Consider the following 20,613-nt stretch of genomic DNA (forward strand, 5'->3'; position numbering starts at 1 on the left):
TGGGCAGATTGCCCACCCTACGGGATCAAGCGGCGAAACCTGCAAGGGTAGGGTGGGCAATCTGCCCACCGCACCTTTGATCCAAAGGCCATGCCGCCGGTACATCCTTTGCACAACGCTTTATCAAAAACAGGCAAGACTTGCAGAAAGACCAACAAGTAAAGAAACCTTTAACCATGGTGTAACCGCAATCTGCTATCTCGTTTACGAACGGTGAACCCATCATCGACCAAACGGCGAGGCGGTTATGAGCATTTCCAACGCGATGGCATCCGGAGTCAGCGGCCTTCTGGCGAACTCCACGGCAGTCGAGCGCATCTCCTACAATATCGCAAACGCGGATACGGTGGGCTACCGCCGCAGCTTTGCGCAGATGGTCACCTCCGGGTCGACCGCGGCGGGCAGCAGCCAGGCCACCGGGGTGCGCACCAGCATCACCCATTCCAATACGGTGGACGGCAGCTATTCCGAGACCTCGGTCGCCTCGAACCTCACCATCAGCGGCAGCGGCTTCTTCGTGGTGAACTCGAACATCGACGCCTCTTATACCTCGGGCAATATGTTCACCCGCGTCGGCAGCTTCGAGCCCGACGAGGACGGCAACCTGGTCAATGCCGCCGGGCTTTACCTGATGGGCTACGCCTATGGCGCGGATGGCACGCTTGGCGCGGTGGACCGCAGCAGCTTTACCGATCTGGTTCCGGTGAACATCGCCAACCAGACCATCAGCGGCGCGATGACCCAGAACGTCTCGGTCAGCGGCAACCTGCCCTCGCAGGAAACCGGGCTCGAAACCCCCGGCGACGCCTTTGTCTCCTCGGTGGAATATTACAACGCCCTCGGCGAAGCCCAGCGGGTCACGCTTTCCTTCCAGCCGACCGACACCGATGACCAATGGGTCGTGACGATCTCGGACGACACCACCGATTACGGCACCGTCACCGTCACCTTCAATGACAGCGGCGCCAATGTCGGCTCGCCGGCGAGCTACACCGACATCGTCTCGACCGCCACCGCACCGGCCGCCTTTGCCTTCGACGCCGCCACCGGCGAGATGACGCTGACCATCGACAATGCGACCATTCCGCAGGAAATCACCCTGTCGCTCGGCGCGCCGGACAGCTTCGACGGGCTGACCCAGTTCTCCGGCGATTACACCCCGATGATCGTCGAGGCGGATGGCAGCGAAAGCGGCACGCTCTCGCGCGTCGAGTTCGACGAATTCGGCGATGTCTGGGGCGTGTTCGACAACGGCGCGCGCAAGGCGCTCTACTCGATCCCGCTGGCCACCTTCGCCAACCCCAACGGGCTGGAGACGACCAACAACTCGACCTTCACCATGTCGATGGATTCCGGCGCCTTCTATCTTGGCCAGGCCGGCAGCGGCGACACCGGATCGCTGACTTCGGGCGGGGTGGAATCGGCCAATGTGGACATTGCGCAAGAGCTGACCGACCTGATCCAGCGCCAGCGCGCCTATTCGTCGAACGCCAAGATCATCACCACGGCCGACGAGATGCTGACCGAAACGGTGAACCTCAAGCGCTGAGGCGCTGGATAGGACAATGTTATGGGTCTGACATCCGCCTTCAACGCGGCGCGCAGCGGGATGAGTGTCACCTCCCGCTGGGCCGAAAGCGTTTCGTCGAATATCGCCAACGCGAACAATGCCAGCTTTGCCCGCCGCGAGACGCAGATCGTCACGGACGGGCAGGGCGCCGCCAAGGTGAGCGAGATCACCCGCGCGGTCGATGCCTCGCTCGATGCGATGTACCGCACCGAGGTGGGCCGCACCGCCCGGCAGGACGCGATTGCCACCGGGCTCGCGGCCTATACCACCCTGCTGGGCGACAGCGAGAGCAGCGACACGATCCTCACCCGGCTTACCGATTTCCGGAACGCGATGGGGTTGCTGACGGTCTCGCCCTCGGACACCGCCTTGCAGCGCAGCACCGTGTCGGACGCGCAGCAACTGGCAGGCGCGCTGAATCGCGCCGGATCGGAGCTGGCCGAGGCCGTGGAGAGTGCCGAAGGCGGCATTGCCTCGGACATCGCCGAGATCAACGCGGCGCTGGCCCGTCTGGAGGGCTATAACGAACAGATCGCCTCGGGCGGGCTCGGGACCAGCGAGGCGCAGCTTGCGCTTCAGGACCGGATCGGCGCGGAACTCGATGCGCTGGCGGAATATATGGATTTCACCCTGCGCACCGACAGCCAGGGCCGGATGGAACTCTTCGCCGCAGGCGGCGCGCCGCTGCTGACCGGCGGCGAGGCAGAGCTTCTGCGCTTTGACGCCGCCACCGGCACGCTGATGGCAGGGGATGCCGAAATCACCCCCGGCGTGGCCGGGGTGCGGGGCATCTCGGAAGGCGCGCTCGCCGGGCAGATCGAGCTTTACAACACGGTCCTGCCGGAAATGCAGGCACAGCTCGACGAGGTGGCGCGCGCGCTGATCGAGGGCTTGCAGAGCGCCGATGCCAGCCTCGCGGACGGCGAGCCGGGGCTGTTCACCGACGCGGGCGCGGCGCTGAGCGATCCTTTTGCGCCGGGGCTGGCCATGCGCATCGCGGTGAACGGTGCGGTTCTGCCCGAAAGCGGTGGCGAATACTGGCGCATCCGCGATGGCGTCGGCGCCGAGATGCCGGGCGCTGCGGGCGACAACACCCAGATCGAGGCGTTCATCGGGGCTCTGGACGGCGATATGCCGTTCGACTCCGGCGTCGGGCTGGGCGACAGCGGGACGCTGTCGAGCTATGTGTCCACGCTGATCGCCAGCCAGAACAGCACCCGCGCCGAAGCCGAAGGCGCCGCGGAAACGCTGGCGGCCGGGGCGGTCACGGTGCAAAGCACACGTCTGTCGTTCATGGGGGTGAACGTGGATGACGAGTTGCAGCAGCTCACCGCCATCCAGCAATCCTACAACGCGAATGCGCAGGTCCTGACGGTTGTCGCCCAGATGATCGACACCCTGATCGACGCCTTCTGAGCCCGGAGACGCATATGATCTACCTGATGAACCGGGGCCCTTCGACGCTTTATAGCAACCTGCTGCGCCGCAACACCAATGCCGAGCTGCAAACCCAGCTTGTCACCGCCGAAAAGGAACTGTCGGACGGGGTGAAGAGCGACATCTACCGGTCGCTCGGCGCCAGCGCCGCCGAGGCGCTGAACCTCAACGCCGCGCTGGAGCGCGACGAGGCGCAGATCGCCGCCAATTCGCTGCTCGGCAGCCGGCTCGACACCATGAGCCAGGCCCTGGGCACGATGCGCGAGGCGGTGCAGTCGACGCTGGAACTGGCGCTGGCCAACGCCGCCTCGGACGGCGGCACGGCCGACGGGTTGCAGACCTCGGCGCGCGCCGCGCTGGATACGGTGATCGCGCAGGCCAATCTGAACTATGGCGGCCTGCCCATGTTCGCGGGGATCGCCGATGGCACCACCGCGCTTCAGGTCTGGGATCGCGCGCGCAGCGACACCGGCCTGTCGCCGCAGGGCGTGATCGAGGATGTGATTGCCCAGGGGCTCGGCAGCGCGGCAGAGGCCGCCGACCGAATCGCCGAGCTGGACGCGATCTTTGGCAACAGCGCCGCCGATCCCGACGAGAATTTCGACAATCTGTTCTTCACCGGCAGCACCGGAAGCGCGCGCATGTCCGCGAGCATCGGCGATGGCGAAACGCTGAGCTATGGTGTGCAGGCCAATGACGCTGCGTTCCGCGAGGTGCTTCAGGGTCTCGCGATGCTGGCCGCCACCGACCCGACCGAGATCGCCGACGCAGAGGCTTATGCCGATTGGGTCGGCACCGCCGCCGAGCGGCTGAACGCCGGGCTGACCGGTCTGCTCGACAGCCAGACCCAGCTCGACACCGCCTCGGGGCGGATCGAGACCGCCAATATGCGGATGGAAGACCGCGCAAAGCTCTATAACAGCCGGATCTTCGATCTGGTGGGGGTCGACAGCTACGAGGCCGCGACCCGGATCACCGCGCTGGAAACCCAGCTTCAGGCCAGCTATGCCGCGACCGCGAGCCTATCCCAGCTGAGCTTTCTGAACTTCATGTTCTGACGCGGCCAGGGCGAGCGGCACGGGCTGCTCGTCGGGGCTTTCGGGTGCGAGCTTGTAGCCCCGGCCGCGGATCGTGCGGATATGCGGATCGCCCAGCGGCGACATTTCCTCGATCTTCTTGCGGATCCGGCAGATATAGACGTCGATCACCTTGTCGAACGGCTGCTCCTCGGCCATGCCGTAGACCGCATCGTAGATCCGCGATTTCGACACCACGCGCGGCGCCGCCAGCGCGATCTGCTGGAAGATCGCCAGTTCGCGCTGCGACAGTTTCATCGGCTGGCCCGCCACATCCGGGTCGCGCCCGTCGAAATAGGCGGTGACGTCGCCGATATGGACCGAGGCCGCCGCGTGACCGTGAAAACGCCGGGTGATGGCGTTGACGCGGCTGCGCAGCTCGAACCCGGTCACCGGTCCCACGATGTCGTCATCGGCGCCCGCATCCAGCGTTTCCATCGCCGCTTCGGGATCGCGCTGGTCGCGCAGCACCAGAATGGGGTTGCGGCAGCCGGATTTCCGCAGCCGCGCGATATGTTCGACGATGCGCGGATGCCCCGACAGCAGCACCGGCCGGTCGGCATAGCCATCGGCGGTCAGCAGATCGAGCTGCCGTTCGAAAAAGTCGTCGTTCACCGCCACGGGCTCCCATTGCGCCTCGTCCAGCTTGGACAGCAAGCCGTGCAGGGCGTTGGATCGCGGCTCGTAAAGGTAGATGTGCACCACGCTCTCCCGATGGGGGCTTTAATTCTTGTTATCCATGAACGGATAGACCGATCATGCGCAGTATTTTGCTTCTGGTCAAGCATTAGACAAGGATAGCATGATTATCTATGATTTAATCATTGCGATTTTTGTGTCCACGATGTTTAATCTTTGCCAAGAGAGCCCCTTCTTTGCCTTCGGAGTCTCATGCGCATCGCAGCTTGCATTGGCGCCCTGATCGCCGCGCTTTGCCTGGCCCTGCCGGCTGTGGCCGATGTCCGCATCAAGGACATCGCCACCTTCGAGGGCGTGCGGGAAAACCAGCTTGTGGGTTACGGGCTTGTGGTTGGCCTGAACGGCACCGGCGACAGCCTGCGCAACAGCCCCTTCACCGAAAAGAGCATCGAGGCGATGCTCGAACGTCTGGGCGTGGGCAATCTTTCGGACGACCGGATCAAAACCGAGAACACCGCCGCAGTGATGGTGACGGCAATGCTGCCGCCCTTCGCGCGGCGCGGCTCGCCGATCGACGTGGTGGTGTCCTCGATGGGGGATGCCAGCTCGCTGCGGGGCGGCACGCTGATCGTCACCCCGCTGACCGGCGCCAATGGCGAGGTCTATGCGGTGGCGCAGGGGCCGATTGCGGTGGCGGGATATGCGGCGCAGGGCATCGCCGCCTCGGTGGTCGAGGGCGTGCCCACGGTCGCCCGGATCGAGAACGGCGCCACGGTGGAGAACGAGATCGACTTCCAGCTTTCCTCGCTGAACTCGATCCGGCTGAACCTGCGCAACCCGGATTTCACCACCGCCACCCGCATGGCCGACGCGATCAACGACCGGCTGGGCTCGAACACCGCGACGGCGCTCGATCCGGCGACGGTCGAGGTGGCGCTTTTCGGCGCGGGGAAGGGCGACGTGGCCGGTGTGCTTTCGGATGTCGAGAACATCCGTGTCGAACCGGACAGCATCGCCAAGGTGGTGATCGACGCGCGGTCCGGCACCATCGTGATCGGCGCGGATGTGCGCATCGACCGGGTGGCGGTGAGCCAGGGCGGGCTGACGGTGATGGTCCGCGAGGACCCGCTGGTCAGCCAGCCCAACCCGGTCACCATCGGCGGCACCACCGTTGTGGTGCCCCGCACCAGCGTCGGCGTGAACGACAAAGAGGCGTATTTCACCATTCTGGAAGGCGCCGATGTCAGCCTGCAACGGCTGGTCGATGCGCTCAACGCCATCGGCCTGACGGCGACGCAGACCATCTCCATTCTCCAGGCGATCAAGGCGGCGGGCGCGCTGCACGCCGATCTCGAAATCATCTGACGGAGGGCCCCTGTGGATATCAAGACGAGTATGGCCGCGCTTCAGGTTACCAGCGCACAGATTGCCGAGCCCGGCGCGGCGGCGCCCGATGCCCCGAACAGCGCGGCGCGGGAGTTCGAGGCGATGTTTCTCACGCAGATGGTCGATGAGATGATGAAGCAGGTCGATATCGGCGATTTCGGCGGCGGCCAGGCGGAAGAGACCTGGCGCTACTTTCTCGCCGAAGCCTTCGGTCGCGAGATCGCCGAACAGGGCGGCGCCGGCATCGCCGCCAGCCTGCGCGGCGCCCTCGAAGCCTATACCGAAAGCCGGACCATGGAGCAGCGCTCATGAGCGAAACGACCCACGCCCGCGCCACGCAATTGATCGACCGGCTTGCGCGCCTGCTGCGCGACGAGATCGCCGCCATCGGTCAGGGCCAGCTTGCCCGCGTCGAAGAGCTGTTTCCCCGCAAGCAAGAGCTTCTGGCCGAGATCGAGACCGCCTTTGCAGATGCCGAACATCTGTTCACCGAAGAGAGCGCCGCGGCGGAAAAACTGCGCCGCAAGCTGAGCGATCTGCGCGATCTGATCCAGACCGACCTGTCGATGCTGCGCCGGATGACCGATGCCACCAGCGCCGTGGCTCGCGAAATCGACCGGATTCGCGACCGTCAGAGCCTGAGCGGGCTTTACGAACGCGACGGCAGTCAGCCGCAGAAATCTGTGTCCTCTCCGCAACGATTTGACCAGTCCGTTTAGGTTTAACCCTGTTTTAACCTTCTGCCCGAAATTGCCGTGTTACGGATCGTCTCACGGCAGGACCGTTTTCGTCAGAAAGACGAAGACCAATAACGATAGAAATCGGAGCAGAAAATGTCTTCTATCCACACCAACGCGAGCGCAATGTCCGCGCTCTCGACGCTGCGCAATATCAACAACAGCCTCGCATCGACCCAGGACCGCATCAGCTCGGGCCTGAAAATCGCGTCGGGCAAAGACAACGCAGCGTATTTCTCGATTTCCGAGACGATGTCGAGCGACTCGCGTATCTACAAGGCCATCGACGAAAGCCTGACCCTGACCCAGAACTCGATTTCGGCCGCTCGTCTGGGCGCTGAAACCGTCAAGGATCTGGCCTCGGAATTCGTCGAGCGCGTCGCCTTCGCACAGGGCGGCACGGCGGAAACCCGCGCCGAAGTGCAGGCCGAACTGGACGAGCTCGCCGCCCGTATCCAGACCACCATCGACCAGTCGACCTTCAACGGCTCCGACCTCGTCAATGGCACCTCGGCCGTGACCGTGGTCACCGGCATCAGCCGTGACGCCTCGGGCTCGATCACCACCACCACGGTGAGCTTCGACCAGCAGGATCTGGGCGCGATCCAGTCCACCCTGGCGAATATCGACCTGACTGCGGCCTCGACCACCGCGCTGATGGAAACCGCCCTGCAAGACGCCGAAGGCGCCCTGTCGGACGCCATCGACTCGGCCACCGCTTTCGGCATCGCCGAAAAATCGGTCGAGATGCAGAAAGAGTTCCTTTCGGAACTGACCGACAAGATCGACGCCGGTGTCGGCGGCATGGTCGATGCCAACATGGAAGAAGAAGCCGCCCGCCTTCAGGCGCTTCAGGTGCAACAGCAGCTGGCCACGCAATCGCTCTCGATCGCCAACCAGTCGCCGCAGAATATTTTGTCGCTGTTCCGGTAATTTCTCTGGAAAATGCACAACTTATGATGGCATAGTGAAAGGGCGCCGAAAGGCGCCCTTTCTTCGTCGCAACCCCGGATCAACCGGGGTCGGCTATCAAATCGCCTCCGGGATCAGCCGGGGGGAGCAGAGGCAGGAACGGAATGAGCATCAACGCATACAAGCGGACGATTCGCGAAAGCGAGTCTCCCCGCCAGATCGAGGCGCGCGTATTCGCCCGCGTCACCGGCGCGCTGCAAACGCATCGCGAGGCTTACGAGGCCGCCGAGAGCAACGAGGCGCGCAACACGGTTCTGGCGGATGGGCTGCGCGACGCGCTGGCCGACAACCGCCGTCTCTGGATCACCCTGCGCGACGATCTCGCCGACAGCGGCAATACCTTTCCGCCCGCGCTGCGCGCCCAGCTGATCTCCATCGCGCTTTGGGTCGACCGCCAAAGCCAGCAGGTGCTGGGCGGCGGGGCCGGCCTGCGCGCGCTGATCGACGTGAATTCCAGCATTCTCGCCGGGCTGTCCTCGCGCCCGGCACTGGCAGCGGTATCGGATCATGGCACTCAATCTCACGCTGAAACCCTTTGAACGGCTGGTCGTCAACGGCTGCATGATGCGCAACGGCGGCCGCAAAAGCACGATCACCGTCGAAAACCGCGCAGACATCATCCGGGAATCCGACCTGCTGAAACCCGAGGCGGCGGCGACGCCGGTCAAGGCGGTCTATTTCCTGATCCAGAGCGCGCTGATCTATCCCGAAAAGCGCGAGGATCTGGCCAAGGCCGCGCAAAAGCGGCTGGCCGAGCTGGCCACCGTGTTTTCCGCCGATCTGCGGTTTCACGTCTTCAGCGCGGCGAACAACGTCAGCCGGATGGAATATTACACCGCGCTGCGCGATCTGCGCCCGCTGATCGCCCGCGAGGCCGAGGTGCTGGGGGCGGTCGGGCTCGATCCGACGCAACTGGCCGCCGAGGCCGCCGATCCCGAAAGGAAACGCGCATGATCTCGATTTCGGGCCTGTCGACCCTGGTCGCCCTGAAACTGGTGGATGCCACCGAGGACAAGGAACAGGCGCTTCTGCGGGAAGAGCCCGAACATGCGCGCGCCATCGACTATTTCCTCGAAAACATCTCGGATGTCGAAAGCGTCGACGATCTGATGGGGGATTACCAGCTCTACAGCTTCGTGATGAAAGCCTACGATCTCGAGGATCAGATCTTCGGCAAGGCGATGATGGAGAAGATCCTCAAGAGCAATATCGAAGAGCCCGATGCGCTGATCAACCGGCTGACCGATCCGCGTTTCAAGGAGCTCTACAACGCCATGGGATTCGGCACCGATGGCGAGGGCAATATCAACACCGCGCTGAATTCCTGGCGTAATCGGGTCGTCGCGAAATATGTCGACACGCAATATGTGAACGACAAGACCGACGAGAACGAGGCGCTTGGCACGGTGCTCGAATTCCGCCGCAAGGCGGCGGAGATCGAGAGCCCCTTCGACATTCTCAAGGACACCGAGATGTCGGAGTTTTTCCGCACCATCCTCGGGCTGCCCGCCGAGATGGCCGCGCTCGACATCGACCGTCAGGCGGCGATGCTGACCGACCGCATCGACCTCGCGACGCTGAAGGACCCCGAAGAGGTCGAGAAGCTGGTGCGGAAATACGTGGCGATTTCCGATGCGAACACGGATTTCTCGAGCACCAACGGCGCGGTTCAGCTTCTTTCCGGCGCGCTGAGCGCCGGATCGGGCAGCTTCGTGCCGGTGACCATCGACATCGAGGCGATCGCAGGCTTCAGCGGCTACAAGCTGCGCTGAGCTGTTTTCCGGGAGCGGTGGGCAGATTGCCCACCCTACGGATCTGATCGCGGGGTCTCGCGGCGGCACCTCAAGATACGGACATCTTGCTGCGGTTTCCGGTGCGCGGCCCTGTAGGGTGGGCAATCTGCCCACCGCACGCCTCAGAACATCTCGTCGTCTTCGTCGTTGATCGGCAGGCGGACCTGGTCTTCCTCGGCCAGCGTGCGAGCGTAATCGAGCATCATCGACTGTGCCGCGCTCACCTCGCGGCGGCGCACCGGGCCCATGCTGTCCATCTCTTCCTGGAGCATGTCGCGCGACCGCGCGGGCAGGGCGTTGAGGAAGGCGTCGCGCGCACCCTGGCTGGCGCCGCGCAGCGCCGTGGGCAGCGTGTTGCCCGGCATGCCGCGCATGATCTTGGCCAGATCCATCGCGTCCATCTTCACCAGATCCTCGAAAGTGAACATCTTGGCCTTGATGGCGTCGAACGTGTCGGGGATCGACTCTTCCAGCGCCGGGGCCATGGCGTCGAACGCATTGCGGTCGAGCTTGTTGAAGAGATCCGCCATGCGCTGGTGCTGTTCCGTGGTGGTCGGCTGCGCACCGGCGTTGATGATGTCGCTTTGCAGCGATTCCTCGATCTGCTTCATCATGTGATGCGGCACCGCCTCCATGCGGATCATCCGCTCGACCACGTTCTGCATCTTCTCGGGCCCGAGGATCGGCAGCACCTTGGCGGCCACGTCGGTTTTCACATTCGACAGGATCGCCGCGATGGTCTGCTCATGCTCGCCCTTGAGGTAATTGGCGATGACATTCTCCGACAGCGCCCCGAACCGCGCCCAGAGATCGCGCTCCTTCAGCGGGCCGCGAATATCCTTGAGGATGCCCTCCACCTGATCGCCCGGCAGCAGCGATCGCAGCAGGTTTTCGGCCACGGCGAAAGAGCCGACCACGCCGCCGCCATTGGTGATGTCCTCGACGAAATCGCTCAGCACCTGCTCGACCGTCTCGGAGGAAATCGAGCCCAGCCCCGACATCGCCCGCGTGACCTGCTGGATCTCCACATCGTCGAGCTGCTGGAGCAGCGCCGAGCCGCGCTTTTCACCGAGGCACAGGAACAGGATCGCGGCCTTTTGCGGGCCGGTCAGCTTGCGCCGCCGGGCGGCGGCCGCGTTCGCCCCGGTTGAGGTGGCGCGTTTGAGATTTGCAACTGCCATGGTCCTGCTCTCCTGCCTGTCTTACCCACCCCCGGAGAGGGGGATGTAACTTTCCATGAGACTGCCCGCCAGCATGTACCAGCCGTCGATCAGAACGAAAAAGATCACCTTGAACGGCAAGGAGATCAGCACCGGCGGCAGCATCATCATGCCCGCGCTCATCAGCACCGATGCGACGATCAGGTCGATGACCAGAAACGGCAGGTAGATGAGAAAGCCAATGGAAAAGGCACGCCGCAGCTCGGAAATCATGAAGGCCGGCACCAGCTCGCGCCAGCCCGCCTCCTGCGCCGTGGCGGGCAGGGGGCCGGGCTCGATCTCGGCCCCGCCCGCGTCGCTGCGCTGAGAGATGTCGTGGAAGAGGGCCAGATCCTTCTCGCGCGTGTTGGCGAACATGAAGCTCTTGAACGGATCGCCGATCCGCCCCAGCGCCTGTTCCTCGGTGATCGCGTTGTCCATGAGCGGCTGCACGCCGCCCTCCCAGGCATCCTCGAAGACCGGCTGCATGACGAAGAAGGTCATGAAGAGCGCCATGGAGGTCAGCACCATATTGGGCGGGGTCTGGTTCAGCCCCAGCGCCGAGCGCAGCATGGAAAACACGATCACGAAGCGGGTGAAGCTGGTCATGATCACCAGCAGGCCGGGCGCCAGAGACAGCACCGTCATCGCGGCGATAAGCTGGATGATCCGGCCCGAGAGCGTGGCCCGCTCGTCCGAGCCCGCCGGCGCGCTGCTCAGCGCGTCGCCGATGGCGCCCAGCAGGTCCGAACCCGCCGATTGCGCCTGTGCCTGAGAGGCGGCCAGCACGCAAAGCCCCGTTGCCAGCAGGCAGAGGGGCAGGGCACGCGAAAGACCGCCGCATCGGGTCATTCTTCGGACACGTAATCCTTGACGATCTCGATCAGCGAGACGCCAAGGCGGTCGTCGGGCAGCTTGACCAGATCGCCGCGCGCGACGAGCCGGTCGTTGATCACCACCTCGACGGGCTGGCCGATGCTCTTGTCGAGCTCGATGATCGAGCCGCGGCTGAGCTTGAGCAGATGCGCGATGGGCATGCGCGTGCGGCCCAGAACGATCTGCACGTTCAGCCCCACGTTCAGCATCGCGTCGATGGTCTTGCCCGCCTCGCCCGGCTTGGCCCCGGCGGCGGCCTCTTCGGCGATTGCCTCTGCGACGGTGCCCTCGGGGGTTTCCACCTCGTCGGTCATGCGTTTTCTCCTGCCTGTGTCTGCCCGAGCTTCAGCGCGATGTCCTGCCGCGCCACTCCGAGCGCGCCCAGAATGCGGGCGCAGATTTCCCGGAAGCTGTATTCCATGACGCCCTGATCCCAGTCGGCGCGCACGTCACCGGGCCCTAGCGCCGGATCGGATTTGACCGTCAGCCGCCCGCCAAAACCTGCCTGACGCGCCGCCAGTTCTAGCTCGGTACTGGCGGTCTGAAGCGCCTCGGGCGCCACCCAGAGGATGAGCTGCGCCGATCCCAGCGCCATGCGCACGGCACCCTTCGCCTCGCGCAGCGCCTGGTCCCCGGCCAGGGCCGCGCTCACATCGGGCGCCACCTGACGAAAGACCGACAACACGAAATCCACCATCTGCGCCTCAAGCGCCGCATGATGCCGGTCGGCATCGGCGAACAACGCCTGCATCGCCGGAAGCACCGCTTCGGCAACGGCCAGACGGCGCGCGCTCTCGGAACTCTGCGCGGTCTCCGATGCCTCGGCCCGCCCCTGCTGAAGCCCGGCCTGAAAGCCCTCGGCACGGGCCAGCGCAACCGCGTCTTCATATTCGGCACGGGTAAAGACCGCGCCGATCACCGGCGCTTCGCCGCGGCGGAGGGCATCCTCCTCGGCGTCGAAATTGCGGTCGAAAACAAAGCTCATGCGCTCGGCCCTTCTGCCAGCCAGGCCCGGACGACCTTGATCGCGTCATCGGGCTCGCGCTCGATCAGCCCGCCTACGGTGTTGATCCAGCCACGCTGCACCCCGCCCTGAACCGAGGCGACCGAGACGGTGTCGTCTTCGCTCCCCGGCGGCAGCGGGTCGAGCACGGTGCCGCTGTGATAGACGGTCTGATCCGTCGCCCCCTGCCGCGCGGTGTGGATATGGGTGACATTCGAGGTGGTGCCGCCCTCGGCGGTCGCGCCGGGAAGGGCCGCGGGCGTCTCGGGGGCGGGCAGATCGCCGCCCGTGCCGGCCGCCTCTGCCTGGCCGAAGGCGCGGTTGAGCATCGGGCGCACGCCCAGCACCAGCACCGCCACCACCAGCGCAAGGGCAAAGAGCCCGCGCAGCACCGTACCGATGTTTTCCGAAAGAATCTGCCCAAAGCTGCGCGACACCGGCTCGCCCACATCCATGGAATAATCCATGAACCGCAGGCTCACCACCTCGACGCTGTCGCCGCGCGCCTCGTCGAACCCGACCGCGCTGCGCACCAGCGCCTCGAGGCTTTGCAGTTCTTCGGCGCTGCGCTCCTGATAATCGACCGCGCCGCCATCCTGCACGTTGTAGATACCGTTCACCAGCACCGCGACCGAGACCTTCTGCACCTCGCCCGGCTCGCGCACGGTTTCCGAGGTGGTGCCGCCGATCTCGTAATTGACGATCTCGTTTGTGCTGTTCGAACTGTTGCGATTGGTGCCCGGGGCGCCGTCGGCCAGCGCAGCGGGAATGTCGTCGGCCACGCCGACCTCGCCGCCGGCGGCCTTCTGATCCTCACGGGTTTCCTCGCGGGTCTCGGTCGAGCGCACGACGCGCTGATCGGGGTCGAAGGTCCGCTCCTGCAACACCTGCCGTTCGGTCGAGAGATCGACACTCACCTGCACCCGCGCGTTGCCCGCGCCCACGCGCGCGGTCAGAATCTGCGTGATCCGCTGGCCCAGCCGGTCCTCGATCTGCGCCCGCGCCGATTGCAGCGAGGCCTCGCTGCCCGCCTCGCCATCGTCGGCCAGGATGGTTTCGCCAGACGCCGACAGTACCGTCACCTGCGCCGGCGCCAGATCGGGCACCGCCGCCGCCACCAGCGAGCGGATCGCATGGGCCTGCTTGAGACTGACCTGCCGCGCGCCGCGCACGATGACCGAGGCGGAGGGGCGGGCACGCTCGCGGCTGAAGGGCTCGCGCTCGGGCAGCACAAGGTGCACCCGCGCCGCCTCGACCCCGTCGATGGTCTGGATCGAGCGGGCCAGCTCCCCCTCCATGGCGCGCAGCCGGTTCACCCGCTGCATGAAGCTGTTCATGCCTAGCCCGCTGGCCTCGTCGAAGATCTCCCAGCCGGGGGTGCCGTCGCTGGGGAGCCCGGCGCCGGCCAGCTCCATCCGCGCCCGCGCCAGATCCTCGGCGGGGACGCTCACCGCGGTGCCCGCCATCTCGGCCCGCGCGGGAATGCCCGCCTGCTCCAGAGATTCGGTGATGCGCCCAGCCTCGGCCGGCGACAAATCACGGTAAAGCGACACGTAGTCCGGGGTGGAAACCACTGAAAGTCCGATGAACATCGCAAGAACCAGCGCGACCCCCGTCCCGCCAAGAACCGAGAGTCGCCGCCATCCGAGCGACTTCAGATTGTCGAGAATCGCCTGCACGTCTGTTTCTGCCTATGTCCAAATGTCCCCCAAGAATAAACACAACTGTTCTTGTCTATCAAGAAGTTCATGGGGATTTATACTTGCTTAAACCCAGTTTTTCCCGCATGGTGATGCAAGATTAGAACGACTGCAAAAGTGACGGTTCATGGCCGATTCGTCTCAGACCTCCCAGAGCGACGCCGCGCCCCGCAAAAAGGGACGGCTGCTGCGTGTCGTCGCGCTGCTGGCGATCTGCCTTCTGGCGCTGGCCGGCGGGCTGGTGGCCGCTGTCGGCCCGCAGCGGGCGCTGGCGCTTTTCGGCGGCGGCGAGGCGGACCCCGCCGCCACGCATGAAACCGAAGCCGCGGCTCATGCGGCGCCGGAAGCGGTCGGTCATGGTGCGACCACTCAGAAGAACATCGTGGTGACGCCCTTCAAGGAGATCATCGTCAACATCACCTCGACCACCGCCACCGGGCGGCAGACGACGCGGTTTCTCAAGCTGAACCTCGCGCTGGCCTATGACACGCGCCTGCCCGGCGCCGAGAACATCGAAGAGCGCAAGCTGTTCCTGCGCGACAGCTTTCAGGATTATCTACGGCAGCTCAACGAAAGCGATCTTCAGGGGACCATCGGGCTGGTGCGGCTGAAAAGCGAGCTGCTCCGCCGCGCCCGCGCCATTTCGGACAGCGACGCGCCTCAGGAATTCCTCATCGCGGATCTGATCGTGCAATGACCATCGAAACCCCCATCCAGCCCGACACCCGCGCCGTTCAGGAGCTGATCGTCGAACGCGCGAAATACTCGTATGCGCGGCTGCCGATGCTGGAAGTGGCCTTTGACCGGTTCTCGCTGTCCATGGCGCAGGTGCTGAAAAGCTATCTCGGCGCCATGGCCGACATCAGCGTCAAGCAGATCGACTATCTGACCTGTCAGGATGCGCTGGACGATTTGCCCGATCCGGCGCTGATCGCGGTCACCGACGCCGAGAACTGGGGCGGCACCATCGCCGCGATCCTGCGGCCCGAACTGCTGTTCAGCATTCTCGAGATCACCTTTGGCGGCCGTGCGGTTCCCGGCAGCGCGCGCAATCCGCGCAGCTTTACCGGGATCGAAAAGCGGGTGGGGCAGGGGTTCTGCGAGGAAGTGCTCAAGGAACTGTCGAACGCTTTCGCCAATGTCTCTCCGGTGACCTTCAAGATCGACCATCTTGAGACCAATCCCAAGGGTCTGCTGCTGGCGCCGCCGGCCAGCGCCTGCGTGCGCGCCGTGCTCAGCATCGACATCGAGGACCGCGTGGGCGAGATGGTCTTTGTCCTGCCCAACACCGCCTTTGAAAAGGTCAGCGACGTGCTGTCCCAGCACTTCACCGGCGGCCAGCTTGGCGGCGATACCGGCTGGCGGATGAAGATGACCGATATGCTGGGCCATACCAGCGTGGCGATGGCGGCGGTGATGGGCCAGGCCGAGCTGCCCATGCGCGACGTGCTGGCCTGGGTGCCGGGCCAGGTGCTCGATCTCGGGATTCAGGTGGACGATCCGGTCACGATCTGCTGCGCCGGCAAGGAAATCGCGCGGGCCGAGGTCGGCCGCCGCAAAAACGGCCGGATCGCGCTGAAACTCTCGGAAAAGCTCTACGAAGAAGAGGAACTCCCCAATGTCCTTCGCGATTGACGTAGCTATTCTTGTGCTGCTTGCCGGAACCATGGCCTATGCTTGGATCGTGGATCGCCGCGTGCGCCTGCTCATGCAGGTGCTGAAGGATATGGAGCCGATGATCGGCACGTTCTCGGCCGCAGTGGACCGCAGCGAAAGCACCGTTTCGGCGCTGCGCTCGATTGGCCAGCCGCCGCTGGGCAGCCCGCGTCAGCCGGCGCCAGAGGCCCCGCGCGAAGAGCCGGCCTTCCGCACCACGCGCGAGCGTCCGTCGCGCCCCATCGGCGCCACCCCGGTGCCGGGGAAATCCGAGCTGGTCCGCGGCTTTTTCGAAACCGTCCGTCAGCGCGAGGCATAAGATCCGATGCGGCCGCTTACGCTTATTCTTGCCGGTCTCGCTGTGGCCGGTGCCGCCAAGATCGGCCTAGCGCTGATGGAAGAGCCCCGGAGCGCCTCGGTGATTCCCGCCGAAACCGAGCAGACGGCCTTTGTCTCGGCCGCTTCCGCTGCCACCAGCACCGAGCCAGCCCCGGCGCCCAAGCCGGTGGCGGCAGAGCCGCTGCAATGCGATGCGCCCGAGGATCTTCTGGCCTCGATCCAGCAGGAGCGCGCGCTTCTGGAGGCGCAGAAGGACCGCAATGCGCAGCACGAGGCCGAGCTGGACCTGGCGAGCGAGACGCTGGCGCTCGAACAGCAGCGGCTGGCGGATCTCAAGACCGAGCTGGAAGGGCTGCTGGCCAAGGTCGAGGCGGCGCATACCTCGGATGTCGACCGTCTGGTGGCGCTTTATCAGAACATGAAGCCCAAGGATGCCGCCGCGATCATGAACGATCTCGACATCGAGGTGTCCGTCATGGTGCTGGGCACGATGAACGAGCGTGACGCGGCCCCGATCCTCGCGGCGCTGAATCCGGTGCGCGCGCGGGCAATTTCGCAGATCATCCTCGAGCGCTCCAAGCTGCCCGGCGATCAGCGTCTGGACGATATTCGGCTCTAACCCGGCCCAAGCTCGGGTTTTGCCCTGGTCCCGCATTGTCGGCGGGGCCAAGGCGATCTGCATTTTACATAAGATGGATTATCGGGGAAACAGGGACCGATCCCGACGCCGTTGCAGCGTGGCCTGCCCCCAGGAAAGCACCGTCGTATTCGGGCCGTGGCGGCGCAAACCTAGTGAACCACTTTCGACAGGAAGGACTGGAGCCGCGGCGACTGCGGCGCGTCCAGCACCTGCGCGGGCGGGCCCATCTCGCCGACCTTGCCGCCATCCATGAAGACGACATTGGTCGCCACGTCGCGGGCAAAGGACATCTCATGCGTGACGACGACCATGGTCGTGCCGTCCTCGGCAAGCCCTTGCATCACTTCCAGCACCTCGCCCACCAGCTCCGGGTCCAGCGCCGAGGTCGGTTCGTCGAACAGCATCACCTCGGGGTCCAGCGCCAGGGCGCGGGCAATCGCCACCCGCTGCGCCTGTCCGCCGGAAATCTGGTTCGGCATGAGATGGGCGCGTTCCGACAGGCCGACGCGGGCCAGCAGCTCATCCGCCTTTTCGCCCGCCGCCTTGCGGCTGAGAATGCGGTTCAGGAACGGCCCCGACATCACGTTCTCGCGCACCGTCATATGCGGGAACAGGTTGAAGCCCTGAAACACCATGCCCGTCGAGGCGCGGAACTTGGCCTTGCGCGGCTCGGAGACCTTGCCGCCCGGCTCGAATTCCAGCCGCTGGGTGGCGATCTCCAGCCGTCCGGCGGTGGGCTCTTCCAGCAGGTTCAGGCAGCGCAGAAAGGTCGACTTGCCGCAGCCCGACGGGCCGATCACCACCGCGACATCGCCGCGTTCGATCTTCAGATCCACCCCTTTCAGCACATGGATGTCGCCAAAGCTCTTCTTCAGGCCCTTTACATGGATCATGTCGCGTCCTCCTTCAGTGCTTCAGTTCGTAACGGCTGGCGATGAGCGTCACCGGCGTCAGGATCGCCAGATACAGCAGCGCCGCAAAGGTGTAGACCTCGAGCGGCCGGTAGGTGGACATGGTCAGGCTGCTGGCGGCGTACATGATGTCGGGGACGGCGACGACCGAGAGCAGCGAAGTGTTCTTGAGCTGCAGGATCGACTGGCTGACGATGGGCGGCACCATCCGGCGGGTGGCCTGAGGCAGAATGATGTGGCGCATCTTGGTGGCGTAGGAAAAGCCCAGGACCGTCGAGGCCTCCCACTGGCCCTTTTCGATGGAGATCACACCGGCGCGGAAAATCTCGGCCGAGAAGGCGCCCATATAAAGCGTGAGCCCGAGCCCGGCGGCGAACCAGTCGGGCAGCGCATAGCCTGTCACCATCGGCAGCGCATAGAAGAACCACACGATCTGCACCAGCAGCGGCGTGCTGCGGAACAGCAGCACATAGGCCGAGGCGACCCAGCGCAGCACCGGCACGCGGGCGACGAGGATCAGGCCGAAGACCACTCCGATCAGAAGCCCGGCGATCGAGGTGACGACGGCATAGGCCAGCGTGATCTTGATGGCGTTCAGCCAGAGTGCCCCGTCGAGGACCACCGACCAGTCGAATTCATACATCAGGTTTCCTTCCATCTCGCGCCGCGCCGACGGACAGGCAGGGTGCTGCGGCAGGACAGTCCTACATCCGCGAGCGGCGGCTGCGCCAGAGCACATTCTGAGACACTAGCAAAATACACCAAAATTTCGATAAAAATATTGCATTGCAATAAAAGTCTATCATTTTTACATCACTCCCCTGGAAAGGGCGTTTTTCCCCTCCCGGCCCCGGCGGTTTGCCTTGCCATCCGCTGATTCGCGTCGCTTGAGTAGCCTCAGAGCCGCGCCAGGTGCCGGCCGACAGAGACAGGGAAACCATAATGAACACCTTCAAACTGACTGTGGCCGCCGCCGCGCTGTGCTTCTCCGCCGTCCCGGCGCTGGCCGATTCCATCTGGGAGAACATCGAAGCCTCGGGCGAAGTCGTCTGCGGCGGCATCCAGAACTACCCGCCGACCTCGTTCCATGTGGGCGGCGACCTGGAATACGCGGGCTACGGCCCGAACATCTGCCGCCAGATCGTTGCCGATCTGGGCGCGGAAATGGGCAAGGAGCTGAAAGTCGTCTGGAAGGAAACCACCTGGCAGAGCGTGGTTCTGGACCTTCAGGCCGGGCGGATCGACCTCTTCCCCGGCATGACCGCCACCGAAGAGCGCAAGAAGGCGCTGGATATGGCCGGTCCGCTCTACCGCATGACCGACTGCGTGATCGCCCGCAAGGGCACCGAGCCGATGGCGACCTGGGAAGAGTACAATACCGCCGACAGCACCTTTGCGATGGTGACGGGCACGGCGCAGGTGGCCTTCCTCGAATCCGACGTGCCGGAAGCGAAGATCATGTCGCTCAAGGAAATGAGCGAGTCGATCATGGCGGTTCAGGCAGGCCGGGCGGAGTATCTTGTGCAGGAACTGCCGATCTGCCTCCAGACCTTCACCACGACGCCGAATATCTTCGAAGCCTACACCGTGCCCAAGCCGGAGCATGGCAGCCCGTCCTCGGCGGGCATCCGCAAGGATGACGATGGCCGTTTCAGCGATTTCGTGCAGGCCTGGGCCGATGGACACCGCGCCGAAGGCACCGTGGCGCCGCTGATCATCGACGGCTTTGCCGCCGCGGGCATGGATGTGTCCAACATCCCCGCCGGCATCGAGTTCTGATCCCTCGCATCCCTTGTGAGACCCGGAAAGGGCGGCCTTCGGGCCGCCCTTTTTCATTGGAATCCTCAGGGCAAAAAAGAAAGGCGGCCCGAAGGCCGCCTGTCCTGACGTTCCGGCGCGGGGCTCAGGCCCGCTTGCGGTCCAGAAACTTCTTCATGTGTTTCTGGGTGTCGCCCTCTTCAAAGGCCCGGTGGTGGATCTGGCGGGCCAGCTCGAAGGTTTCGTCAAAGCTGTGCTGGGTCGCGGCGCAGATGCGCTGCTTGTTCAGCGCATAGGCCCGTTTCGGCAGGGCCGCGAGCTCGCGTGCCAGCTCCAGAGCACGGGGCAGCACCTGCTCGGGGGCGACCAGCTCGTTGATCAGGCCGACGCGATGGCATTCCTCCGGCGAGACGATGCGGCCGGTCTGCACCAGGTCGATGGCGCGCGACAGGCCGAGCATTTCCTTGATGATCCAGAAGCCGGTGACAGAGGCGATGCCCTGCTTGATTTCCGGCTGCCCCATCGGCGAGTTGGCGCTGCCGATCCGCATATCCGCCAGCAGCGTGACCTGAAAGGCCGACCCGGCGGCGATGCCGTTCAGCGCCACGATGAAGGGTTTCTCGAAGCGGCGGATCGCGTTGTAGAGGATGCGCCATTCCTCGATCCAGAGCTCGGCGCGGTCGGCGTCGAAATCCTTGCCTTCGTTCAGGTCCTGGCCCGCACAGAAGGCCCGCGCCCCGGCGCCGGTCAGCACGACCGCCTCGACCTCGGGGTCGCGCCCGGCGCGCTGGATCGCCAGCACCAGATCGTCGCGCATGGGCTTGTCCCAGGCGTTGAGGATCCTGGGCTTGTTCAGAGTGATGACGCGGATGTTGCCATCCATCGTCAGCAGGATCGGATCGGTTTCTTCGGTCATGGTCT

The 20,613-nt window shown here is 64.7% G+C and carries 25 protein-coding genes; 16 read left to right on the top strand and 9 right to left on the bottom strand.

What is annotated here, in order from left to right; all coding sequences use genetic code 11:
- From M4578_RS21955 to M4578_RS21970, 4 genes are all read left to right on the top strand, one after another.
- Window positions 1–217, top strand: a 217-nt coding sequence (locus tag M4578_RS21955; protein WP_258095276.1) for a hypothetical protein, incomplete at its 5' end; no start/stop codon positions are given.
- A 30-nt stretch (window positions 218–247) separates the two neighbouring features.
- On the top strand, window positions 248–1,549 hold the full coding sequence (locus M4578_RS21960) for a flagellar hook protein FlgE (RefSeq protein WP_258095277.1): 1,302 nt from the start codon (window positions 248–250) through the stop codon (window positions 1,547–1,549).
- A 21-nt stretch (window positions 1,550–1,570) separates the two neighbouring features.
- Complete coding sequence (gene flgK / locus M4578_RS21965) at window positions 1,571–2,986, top strand: flagellar hook-associated protein FlgK (RefSeq protein WP_258095278.1); 1,416 nt, start codon at window positions 1,571–1,573, stop codon at window positions 2,984–2,986.
- 14 nt (window positions 2,987–3,000) lie between these two features.
- A complete protein-coding gene (locus M4578_RS21970) occupies window positions 3,001–4,065 on the top strand; it encodes a flagellin (protein WP_258095279.1) in 1,065 nt (354 codons plus the stop codon).
- Here the strand turns inward: M4578_RS21970 and M4578_RS21975 are convergent.
- Window positions 4,030–4,785, bottom strand: coding sequence for a response regulator transcription factor (locus M4578_RS21975; RefSeq protein WP_258095280.1), 756 nt, complete (start codon window positions 4,783–4,785; stop codon window positions 4,030–4,032). The two genes, M4578_RS21970 and M4578_RS21975, sit on opposite strands and share 36 nt — an antisense overlap.
- 189 nt (window positions 4,786–4,974) lie before the next feature.
- Between M4578_RS21975 and M4578_RS21980 the strand changes: the two genes are divergently transcribed.
- The 7 genes from M4578_RS21980 (at window position 4,975) to M4578_RS22010 (ending at window position 9,589) form a co-directional block, all read left to right on the top strand.
- Entirely contained in the window at window positions 4,975–6,087 is a 1,113-nt protein-coding gene (locus M4578_RS21980) for a flagellar basal body P-ring protein FlgI (RefSeq protein WP_258095281.1), read from the top strand.
- Window positions 6,088–6,099: 12 nt separating this feature from the next.
- Entirely contained in the window at window positions 6,100–6,420 is a 321-nt protein-coding gene (locus tag M4578_RS21985) for a rod-binding protein (protein WP_258095282.1), read from the top strand.
- A complete protein-coding gene (locus tag M4578_RS21990; protein WP_258095283.1) occupies window positions 6,417–6,827 on the top strand; it encodes a hypothetical protein in 411 nt (136 codons plus the stop codon). Before M4578_RS21985 ends, M4578_RS21990 begins: the two co-directional genes overlap by 4 nt.
- Before the next feature lie 114 nt (window positions 6,828–6,941).
- Complete coding sequence (locus M4578_RS21995; protein ID WP_258095284.1) at window positions 6,942–7,778, top strand: flagellin N-terminal helical domain-containing protein; 837 nt, start codon at window positions 6,942–6,944, stop codon at window positions 7,776–7,778.
- 143 nt (window positions 7,779–7,921) lie between these two features.
- Window positions 7,922–8,356: a flagellar biosynthesis regulator FlaF gene (flaF, locus tag M4578_RS22000; protein WP_258095285.1), complete on the top strand. Its 435-nt coding sequence runs from the start codon at window positions 7,922–7,924 to the stop codon at window positions 8,354–8,356.
- Window positions 8,325–8,771 (top strand): flagellar biosynthesis repressor FlbT, encoded by a 447-nt coding sequence (locus M4578_RS22005; RefSeq protein ID WP_258095286.1) that lies wholly within the window; start codon window positions 8,325–8,327, stop codon window positions 8,769–8,771. The genes flaF and M4578_RS22005 overlap by 32 nt, the downstream gene beginning before the upstream one ends.
- Window positions 8,768–9,589: a DUF1217 domain-containing protein gene (locus M4578_RS22010; protein ID WP_258095287.1), complete on the top strand. Its 822-nt coding sequence runs from the start codon at window positions 8,768–8,770 to the stop codon at window positions 9,587–9,589. The genes M4578_RS22005 and M4578_RS22010 overlap by 4 nt, the downstream gene beginning before the upstream one ends.
- Before the next feature lie 143 nt (window positions 9,590–9,732).
- On the opposite strand, the gene M4578_RS22015 is transcribed toward M4578_RS22010, so the two are convergent.
- Genes M4578_RS22015 through fliF form a run of 5 tightly spaced genes read right to left on the bottom strand, consistent with a single transcriptional unit; the run spans window position 9,733 to window position 14,367 of the window.
- Window positions 9,733–10,791, bottom strand: a complete 1,059-nt coding sequence (locus M4578_RS22015; RefSeq protein ID WP_258095288.1) for a flagellar motor switch protein FliG — start codon at window positions 10,789–10,791, stop codon at window positions 9,733–9,735.
- Between the two features lie 21 nt (window positions 10,792–10,812).
- Window positions 10,813–11,661 carry a flagellar type III secretion system pore protein FliP gene (gene fliP, locus M4578_RS22020; RefSeq protein WP_258095289.1) on the bottom strand — a complete coding sequence of 283 codons (849 nt, stop codon included), beginning with the start codon at window positions 11,659–11,661 and terminating at the stop codon, window positions 10,813–10,815.
- Window positions 11,658–11,999, bottom strand: coding sequence for a FliM/FliN family flagellar motor switch protein (locus M4578_RS22025; RefSeq protein WP_258095290.1), 342 nt, complete (start codon window positions 11,997–11,999; stop codon window positions 11,658–11,660). The genes fliP and M4578_RS22025 overlap by 4 nt, the downstream gene beginning before the upstream one ends.
- On the bottom strand, window positions 11,996–12,670 hold the full coding sequence (locus tag M4578_RS22030) for a FliH/SctL family protein (RefSeq protein ID WP_258095291.1): 675 nt from the start codon (window positions 12,668–12,670) through the stop codon (window positions 11,996–11,998). The genes M4578_RS22025 and M4578_RS22030 overlap by 4 nt, the downstream gene beginning before the upstream one ends.
- Complete coding sequence (gene fliF, locus M4578_RS22035; RefSeq protein WP_258095292.1) at window positions 12,667–14,367, bottom strand: flagellar basal-body MS-ring/collar protein FliF; 1,701 nt, start codon at window positions 14,365–14,367, stop codon at window positions 12,667–12,669. The genes M4578_RS22030 and fliF overlap by 4 nt, the downstream gene beginning before the upstream one ends.
- A gap of 148 nt (window positions 14,368–14,515) precedes the next feature.
- Here fliF and M4578_RS22040 point away from each other — a divergent pair, with 148 nt between their 5' ends.
- The 4 genes from M4578_RS22040 to M4578_RS22055 are packed head-to-tail and all read left to right on the top strand — an operon-like array spanning window position 14,516 to window position 17,002.
- On the top strand, window positions 14,516–15,085 hold the full coding sequence (locus M4578_RS22040; protein ID WP_258095293.1) for a flagellar basal body-associated FliL family protein: 570 nt from the start codon (window positions 14,516–14,518) through the stop codon (window positions 15,083–15,085).
- Complete coding sequence (locus tag M4578_RS22045) at window positions 15,082–16,023, top strand: flagellar motor switch protein FliM (protein WP_258095294.1); 942 nt, start codon at window positions 15,082–15,084, stop codon at window positions 16,021–16,023. The genes M4578_RS22040 and M4578_RS22045 overlap by 4 nt, the downstream gene beginning before the upstream one ends.
- Window positions 16,007–16,363 carry a flagellar motor switch protein gene (locus M4578_RS22050; RefSeq protein ID WP_258095295.1) on the top strand — a complete coding sequence of 119 codons (357 nt, stop codon included), beginning with the start codon at window positions 16,007–16,009 and terminating at the stop codon, window positions 16,361–16,363. The genes M4578_RS22045 and M4578_RS22050 overlap by 17 nt, the downstream gene beginning before the upstream one ends.
- A 6-nt stretch (window positions 16,364–16,369) precedes the next feature.
- Window positions 16,370–17,002, top strand: a complete 633-nt coding sequence (locus tag M4578_RS22055) for a MotE family protein (RefSeq protein WP_258095296.1) — start codon at window positions 16,370–16,372, stop codon at window positions 17,000–17,002.
- 170 nt (window positions 17,003–17,172) lie between these two features.
- Here M4578_RS22055 and M4578_RS22060 read toward each other — a convergent pair whose 3' ends face one another.
- The gene (locus M4578_RS22060; RefSeq protein ID WP_258095297.1) at window positions 17,173–17,916 is read right to left on the bottom strand and encodes an amino acid ABC transporter ATP-binding protein; all 744 of its coding nucleotides are present in this window, start codon (window positions 17,914–17,916) and stop codon (window positions 17,173–17,175) included.
- Window positions 17,917–17,929: 13 nt separating this feature from the next.
- A complete protein-coding gene (locus M4578_RS22065) occupies window positions 17,930–18,577 on the bottom strand; it encodes an amino acid ABC transporter permease (protein WP_258095298.1) in 648 nt (215 codons plus the stop codon).
- A 299-nt stretch (window positions 18,578–18,876) separates the two neighbouring features.
- On the opposite strand from M4578_RS22065, the gene M4578_RS22070 reads away from it, so the two are divergent.
- Window positions 18,877–19,713, top strand: coding sequence for a transporter substrate-binding domain-containing protein (locus tag M4578_RS22070; RefSeq protein WP_258095299.1), 837 nt, complete (start codon window positions 18,877–18,879; stop codon window positions 19,711–19,713).
- A gap of 124 nt (window positions 19,714–19,837) precedes the next feature.
- Here the strand turns inward: M4578_RS22070 and M4578_RS22075 are convergent, their stop codons facing one another.
- Window positions 19,838–20,608, bottom strand: a complete 771-nt coding sequence (locus M4578_RS22075) for an enoyl-CoA hydratase/isomerase family protein (protein ID WP_258095300.1) — start codon at window positions 20,606–20,608, stop codon at window positions 19,838–19,840.
- Window positions 20,609–20,613 lie beyond the last annotated feature (5 nt).

Source organism: Salipiger pentaromativorans (assembly GCF_024721115.1).
GTDB lineage: Bacteria > Pseudomonadota > Alphaproteobacteria > Rhodobacterales > Rhodobacteraceae > Salipiger > Salipiger pentaromativorans.

Bases quoted from the DNA above. Each gene is read 5' to 3' on its own strand.
- flgK (WP_258095278.1), top strand. From the start codon at position 1,571: ATGGGTCTGACATCCGCCTTCAACGCGGCGCGCAGCGGGATGAGTGTC.
- M4578_RS22050 (WP_258095295.1), top strand. From the start codon at position 16,007: ATGTCCTTCGCGATTGACGTAGCTATTCTTGTGCTGCTTGCCGGAACC.
- M4578_RS21970 (WP_258095279.1), top strand. From the start codon at position 3,001: ATGATCTACCTGATGAACCGGGGCCCTTCGACGCTTTATAGCAACCTG.
- M4578_RS22045 (WP_258095294.1), top strand. From the start codon at position 15,082: ATGACCATCGAAACCCCCATCCAGCCCGACACCCGCGCCGTTCAGGAG.
- M4578_RS21980 (WP_258095281.1), top strand. From the start codon at position 4,975: ATGCGCATCGCAGCTTGCATTGGCGCCCTGATCGCCGCGCTTTGCCTG.
- M4578_RS22070 (WP_258095299.1), top strand. From the start codon at position 18,877: ATGAACACCTTCAAACTGACTGTGGCCGCCGCCGCGCTGTGCTTCTCC.
- flaF (WP_258095285.1), top strand. From the start codon at position 7,922: ATGAGCATCAACGCATACAAGCGGACGATTCGCGAAAGCGAGTCTCCC.
- M4578_RS21995 (WP_258095284.1), top strand. From the start codon at position 6,942: ATGTCTTCTATCCACACCAACGCGAGCGCAATGTCCGCGCTCTCGACG.
- M4578_RS21990 (WP_258095283.1), top strand. From the start codon at position 6,417: ATGAGCGAAACGACCCACGCCCGCGCCACGCAATTGATCGACCGGCTT.
- M4578_RS22075 (WP_258095300.1), bottom strand. From the start codon at position 20,608: ATGACCGAAGAAACCGATCCGATCCTGCTGACGATGGATGGCAACATC.
- M4578_RS22055 (WP_258095296.1), top strand. From the start codon at position 16,370: ATGCGGCCGCTTACGCTTATTCTTGCCGGTCTCGCTGTGGCCGGTGCC.
- M4578_RS22030 (WP_258095291.1), bottom strand. From the start codon at position 12,670: ATGAGCTTTGTTTTCGACCGCAATTTCGACGCCGAGGAGGATGCCCTC.
- M4578_RS22065 (WP_258095298.1), bottom strand. From the start codon at position 18,577: ATGTATGAATTCGACTGGTCGGTGGTCCTCGACGGGGCACTCTGGCTG.
- M4578_RS22060 (WP_258095297.1), bottom strand. From the start codon at position 17,916: ATGATCCATGTAAAGGGCCTGAAGAAGAGCTTTGGCGACATCCATGTG.
- fliP (WP_258095289.1), bottom strand. From the start codon at position 11,661: ATGACCCGATGCGGCGGTCTTTCGCGTGCCCTGCCCCTCTGCCTGCTG.
- M4578_RS22005 (WP_258095286.1), top strand. From the start codon at position 8,325: ATGGCACTCAATCTCACGCTGAAACCCTTTGAACGGCTGGTCGTCAAC.
- M4578_RS22010 (WP_258095287.1), top strand. From the start codon at position 8,768: ATGATCTCGATTTCGGGCCTGTCGACCCTGGTCGCCCTGAAACTGGTG.
- M4578_RS22015 (WP_258095288.1), bottom strand. From the start codon at position 10,791: ATGGCAGTTGCAAATCTCAAACGCGCCACCTCAACCGGGGCGAACGCG.
- M4578_RS22040 (WP_258095293.1), top strand. From the start codon at position 14,516: ATGGCCGATTCGTCTCAGACCTCCCAGAGCGACGCCGCGCCCCGCAAA.
- M4578_RS21960 (WP_258095277.1), top strand. From the start codon at position 248: ATGAGCATTTCCAACGCGATGGCATCCGGAGTCAGCGGCCTTCTGGCG.
- M4578_RS22025 (WP_258095290.1), bottom strand. From the start codon at position 11,999: ATGACCGACGAGGTGGAAACCCCCGAGGGCACCGTCGCAGAGGCAATC.